The sequence below is a fragment of the Microcystis sp. M_QC_C_20170808_M3Col genome (assembly GCF_007095505.1).
Classification (GTDB): domain Bacteria; phylum Cyanobacteriota; class Cyanobacteriia; order Cyanobacteriales; family Microcystaceae; genus Microcystis.
Genome location: NZ_SFBY01000242.1, coordinates 1 through 5,908 on the forward strand (window position 1 = coordinate 1; position 5,908 = coordinate 5,908).

At 39.7% G+C, this 5,908-nt stretch carries 5 protein-coding genes; all 5 read right to left on the reverse strand.

The annotated features are described in order from the left end of the window. Positions 1-170 precede the first annotated feature (170 nt). Genes EWV84_RS10945 through EWV84_RS10965 form a run of 5 tightly spaced genes read right to left on the reverse strand, consistent with a single transcriptional unit; the run spans position 171 to position 5,367 of the window. Positions 171-1,514 carry a cytochrome c biogenesis protein gene (locus EWV84_RS10945; RefSeq protein ID WP_287078029.1) on the reverse strand — a complete coding sequence of 448 codons (1,344 nt, stop codon included), beginning with the start codon at positions 1,512-1,514 and terminating at the stop codon, positions 171-173. Between the two features lie 50 nt (positions 1,515-1,564). Next, positions 1,565-2,293 carry a cytochrome c biogenesis protein CcdA gene (locus EWV84_RS10950; RefSeq protein ID WP_190356815.1) on the reverse strand — a complete coding sequence of 243 codons (729 nt, stop codon included), beginning with the start codon at positions 2,291-2,293 and terminating at the stop codon, positions 1,565-1,567. Positions 2,294-2,311: 18 nt separating this feature from the next. Next, positions 2,312-2,674: a VOC family protein gene (locus EWV84_RS10955; protein ID WP_287078030.1), complete on the reverse strand. Its 363-nt coding sequence runs from the start codon at positions 2,672-2,674 to the stop codon at positions 2,312-2,314. A 2-nt stretch (positions 2,675-2,676) separates the two neighbouring features. Beyond that, positions 2,677-3,633, reverse strand: a complete 957-nt coding sequence (locus EWV84_RS10960; RefSeq protein WP_286824021.1) for an ABC transporter permease — start codon at positions 3,631-3,633, stop codon at positions 2,677-2,679. Beyond that, positions 3,634-5,367, reverse strand: a complete 1,734-nt coding sequence (locus EWV84_RS10965) for a peptide ABC transporter substrate-binding protein (protein WP_287078031.1) — start codon at positions 5,365-5,367, stop codon at positions 3,634-3,636. It abuts the gene before it with no gap. Between the last annotated feature and the right edge of the window lie 541 nt (positions 5,368-5,908).

Consider the following 5,908-nt stretch of genomic DNA (forward strand, 5'->3'; position numbering starts at 1 on the left):
AGGAGAGAAGATGCAAGGGTTTTGAGTAATTTTAGCAGATTCAGGGGCACCTGAGCGACTCTCAATCAAGCTAAAAGCCCTTTCCTGTAAGGTTTTTAGCTTTATTCAGCAAACCCTAGATAGATAAACAGAACTTTTTATCGGGAAACGACACCAGATTAACGTCAATTCTACTTTAACTTTAGCCTTTCAATGGTATCAATTATTTCCCGTTCAAAACTGACTTGAGCGCGATTAGTTTTACCACCAATATAAAAGCGATCGCCCGATTGTAAAGCCCAAATTTGGGAATGGGAAAAGTAACTCATTACCACTCCCATCATCAATAAACCAAAACCTAAATAGACAATAGGCACTCCCGGATCTGCCTTAATTTGTAACCCTGTACTGCCCACTAATTCGACTATTTTTAGATTAACTCCATTGATGGGAATCGTCATTCCTTCTCGTACAGCAGAGGTTAAATCTCCCTGAGCATCATAGACAACTAACGTACCTTGTAAATCTCTGGCTAAAAGAGAAACTCCCTCACTAAGATCGGTTTTAGTCGGAATCCAAGTTCCCCAGATTTGTCCATTACCTTTGGTGTCTAAACTAGCCATCGGTAGCTGTAGGATCGGACTATTATTCACCTGTACTTTTACCCCAGCAATTCCCCAACTGGTTTGATAAAAAGTCACCCCTTTATGGTGCAAAGGTTGATTAACTTGAATAGTTTTGCGATCGATCTCCTGTCCTTGATCATCGATCACCGACAAATCAGAATAAAATTGTTCTATATCACCTTGAGGACTATAATCAATCCAAAAACGATTAACTTTAATCCCCCAATCCTTAGGGAGAGAATTTTTAGATAAGGGTCCAGCTTCAATAATATTTTTAACCTGAAAACTATCGCCACTAGCTACCATTTCTTGAGCGAAAAAGCCGGTTAACGCTCCCCAGATCGCTCCTGCTAAAATAATTAACATGGCTGCATGAACGATAATCGGACCGATTTTACCAATCAGACCTTTACGAGCATAGAGACTGTTATTTTCTAGAAAAACTTTGTAGCCTTTTTTTTCTAACAAGGGGGTTAGGGATTCTAGGGAACCAGTTTCTAATTCAGCACTTAAAGCTAGTTTTTGAAATTGGCGAGATTGTTGATAAAATTGCCATTTTTTTGCTGCCTTTAAAGCAGGAAATTGTCGTCGGAAGGTGCAAGCGGTTAAACTGGAACCAAAGAGAATTAATAATGATAGATACCACCAAGTACTATAAACATGATTTAATCCCATTAGTAATAAAACTTTCCAAGTCAGAAACCCAAATAAAGCGGGTTTCTCAGGATAATTAGCTTGGTAAAAAGATAGGGATTGTCCCTGTTCGATTACTGTCCCAGAAATGCTAAAAATAGCGATTAAAAGTAAGAGGATAATTGCCAATCGCAGATCGGCAATAGTCTGGATAAATTTACGTCCCCATTGGGGCGGTGTATTCTTTAAATTTGAGGAAGTTTCCGATATAGTCATAGTTAAAAGTTTTGCAATTCTAGCCAATTATCTATCATAACTCTCCACCATCACAGCAGACGAGATAATAAAGAAAAAACTCCAAAACCGATTAATAAAACCCCACTGACAGGATTAATCCACCCGGACCATTGACGCAGGGAAAGAAAGCTTTTCAGCGAAGCAGTAAAAGAACCGACGATAATCAGCGGTAAAACATAGCCGGCAGTGTAGGATAACAATAATCCCCCTCCTAAGCTTAAATCTCCTGTATTTGCCACCCATGCCAATAAAGTTGCTAGAACTGGTGTACTACATGGAGAGGCGATTAAACCAAATGTTAAACCGAGAAGATAGGACCGCAAAATCGGGGGAAAATCGCCGGTAATCCAATCGGTAGCGCCAAGGGAGGGGAAGCGCAGGGGTAATAATTCCAAGAGGTTTAACCCCATGAAAATAGCGATCGCACTGACGATAATCGGTAAACCGATCCCCACTTGTCCATAGACTTTTCCTAAAGTAGCGGCAATTAGTCCCAATCCCGCTAAGGTGGTGGCTAATCCTAGGGAAAACCATGTGGACTGCCAAAAAGCCGCTAGACGGCCTTTATTTTCGTAACCCCCGATATAAGCGACGGTAATCGGCAACATCGACAGCATACAGGGGGTAAGACTGGTGAGTAAACCGGCTAGAAAAATCACGGCAATACTGACAAAACTAAGGTGAGTTAGTTGGGAAGTCACTAAGCGATCGGCGTATTGTTCAAGGTGATAGAGTTGAGTCTGTAATTGGTCTAACATATCAGGGAATTTTTCAGGCTAAATTTGGCTCATTTCTAGGATATTACCGTCGGTATCACTGACAAATAATGCCTTTCTAACCGAGGCACTCATTTGAATTGTATAACCTTGACTTTCTAGATAGTTACCCATGGCTGCCACGTCATCAATAGCGAAGGCAATATGAGGATTGCGTCCCCATTTTTCGGGATTGGGACGGTAGTTTTGGTAATTGCTATCGACAATTAAATGAATTTGATAATCTCCCACTTGATACCAAACCCAATCGTATTGCAAAGGGCGATCAATTCTAGTCAATCCTAGAACATTTTCGTAAAAGTTAACGGCTTTTTCTAGATCGGTGACTAAAATCGCCGTGTGTAAGGATTCTGTAATGTTCATGACTAATATCTGACTCGCGGATCGAGCCAACTATAGGTTAAATCGGCAATTAAGTTAAAGATAACAATTAAAATCCCATAGATAAAGGTAATCGCCATCACTACGGGGGTATCACTGCGGGAAATAGAATCGATTAATAAAGCACCAATCCCCGGTACACGAAACACTTGTTCTGTAACTAAAGCACCGGTAAAAATTGAGGGAATATCGAGAGCAATCAGGGTGACAACGGGGATTAAAGCATTGCGAACTATATGCTTAGTTAGGACAGAAAAATTAGTTAGTCCCTTCGCTAAGGCAGTTTTAACGTACTCTTGGTGAATTTCTTCAGTTACGGAAGAACGCACGAAACGCATCAACATCGCCCCTTGATATAAGCTTAATACAGTTATGGGCATAATTGACTGTTTAACCTGCTCGATCAAACTATTAAAATCGCTAATTTCTAGGGTACTATTATAAAAAGATGGTAGCCAGTTTAACTGCACACTAAAGATAATTATTAATAATAATCCCGTCACAAAGGTGGGTAAAGAAAAGCCAAGCATCGAAAAAGTAGAGATGATTTTGTCTAACCAAGAATAGCGCTTGACTGCTGAAATTATGCCCAAAGGAAAAGCGATTAAAACCCCGAAAATATAGGCAATACCGACAATCCAGAGAGTTGTGGGTAAACGCTGCCAAATTAGGGTAAAAACTGGGCTGCGACTGGTGAAAGAATAGCCCATATCTCCTTGAAGAAATGCTAACAACCACTTGACATAACGCACAGGAAGGGGTTGATCTAATCCGAAACTTTTGCGAATATTTTCTCGCACCGCTTCTGTAATAGCAGGATTAGCGGCAAATTCTCCCATCGGATCCCCCGGTGCTAGGGCCAAAATGCCAAAAACTACCATACTAATAGCTAAAAGAGTGGGAATCGAAAATAATAATCTTCTCAGAAAATATTTCAGCATTTATTTACTACGCTTCCAGTCTTTGATCTTCCAGGTATTTCTATCCCAGGGAGTTAATTCAAACCCCGATAAACTATTGCTAATTGCCACCACATCGGCACGATGAACTAGGGGAATAATCACAAAATCATTGATTAACATATCATTCATTTTAATCGCTATTTCTCGCCGTTTTTCTGGGTTTAATTCCTGACTAAAAGCTTGCCATAATTTATCGTATTCAGGATTACAATAACGAGCATAATTATCCCCAGACCAACCATCAGCTTTTTGGGGAATTTCGCTACAGGTAAAGGTTTTAAAATAGGCTTTCGGATCGGGACTATTATTACCTGTAGTGTACATTTGTAGGTCAGCATAAAACTTTTCTACCGTGTCATCGTTAGCAGGATCGCTAGAAAAGAAAATACTGGCATCAACAGTTTTTAATTCTACTTCTACCCCGATCGCTTGTAAACTTTGTTTGATAATTTCTTGGGTTTTCTGACGGAGAGGATTGACAGTGGTTTGAAAAACTAATTTCATTTCTACCCCATTTTTATCCCTAGTGCCATCACCATTACTATCTTTCCATCCCGCATCATCTAGTAATTTCTTAGCCTTTTCTAGATTAAATTCATAGCTAGTATTGGGAGAATTATATTCTGATGGCATCACAATAAAATTAGGAGTTGTTTTCCCAGTAATACCATAAAGTTGCGTGGCAATAGTATCTCTATCAACAGCTAAAGACAAAGCTTCTCTTACTTTCACATCACTCAAAAAAGGATGGGGAAACTTAATACTAGACCTCTCACCTTCAGGAGTAACTTGATTAGGATCACTCAGATTAAATAAAACTCGTTCAATCAAAGAACCGAAACTAGATATTAATTGACCCCGACCCGCTTTTTCTAAATCACTTAAAACCCTTGCCTCTACTTGCAAATTATAGGCATAATCCGCCTCCTGTGTCTGTAAAACCGCTCGTGCCGCCGAAGTTGCATCACCTCCTCCTTTTAATTCTATTCTTTGAAAACCTAATTTATCCGCTTCTCGAAAGAAAGAATTTGGTTCATAAACTGCCGTGTCTCCCGGTTTAAACTCTACCACTTTATAGGGGCCAGTTCCCACCGGTAATAAATTAGCAGGGGCTTGACGTGCTGTTTCATTGCTATACTTTTCATAGAGATGGGCAGGTAAAATCATCCCTTCTGTCCCCACAAAAACTAATGACCAAGCGGGATTAACTTGCTTAAAAGTTATTTTAACCGTATGGGGATCGATCGCTTCCACACTTTTAACTATTTCATAATTGCCAGCGCTAGTAGAACCAGTTTTCGGATTGGTAATAAAATTATAGGTAGCGATGACATCTTTGGCAGTAAAAGGAGTACCATCTGACCATTTAATATCTTTTTTTAGCTTCCATGTCACCGATTTACCATCCCGGGCAACTCCCCCATTTTCAATAGTAGGAATTTCTGCCGCTAAAAAAGGAACTAATTCCCCTTTTTCATTGAAACTAGCCAAAGGTTCTAGGGTAATGCGACTCGCTTCTGAGTCTTTAAATCCCGTGGAGAGATGGGGATTTAAAATCGTCGGCGCTTGCCAATATAAAAGTTTTAAAGTTTCTGTGTTATTATTGTCCGTTGCTGGAGGATTATTAGCTGTTTGTTGACGACAAGCACTAAAAAGCAGCGTACAACTAAGGGATAAAATTAACAGGGGCAAGAAAAGCGATCGCTTAAACATTTTTAATGACAAGACATAATTCAACAGGGTGACTTAGGTGATTCCCTACCCCACCAATAACAAGTTATCAGACATTGAGTCTTGATCTCGATCGATTAATTGATTATTTGCCCTCATCCATTCCTAGTCAAGTTAAATCGATCGTGCTATAGTAGCGATGCTGTACTAGACAATAAAATTCTAGGCACGGCAACGAAATGGGTTCTTCGGTTTGTGTTATGCAATGTACGGGGGTTATAAGGGACGGAACCCTTATAGAGAAAAACGTTTGGCGATTTTTGTAAATTGTTTTTGATCTAGAGCGAACTAATCAATTAAATCTCTTGCCAGATAAGGATTTAGTCGATTTATGCCACCCTATCGAACCATAACAAGTAACGAAGAGCCAGAAAATCCGTATTTGGGGTGTTGTATGGAAAAAATCGGCGTTGTCAGACAGAAAGATGAATCAAGCAGAAACGCAGGGAATAGGAACATCCTTAAACTTGAGGTAATGAATAAGAAGCCGAATTGAGTGCTCTAACATTTCGACAGATTTTGA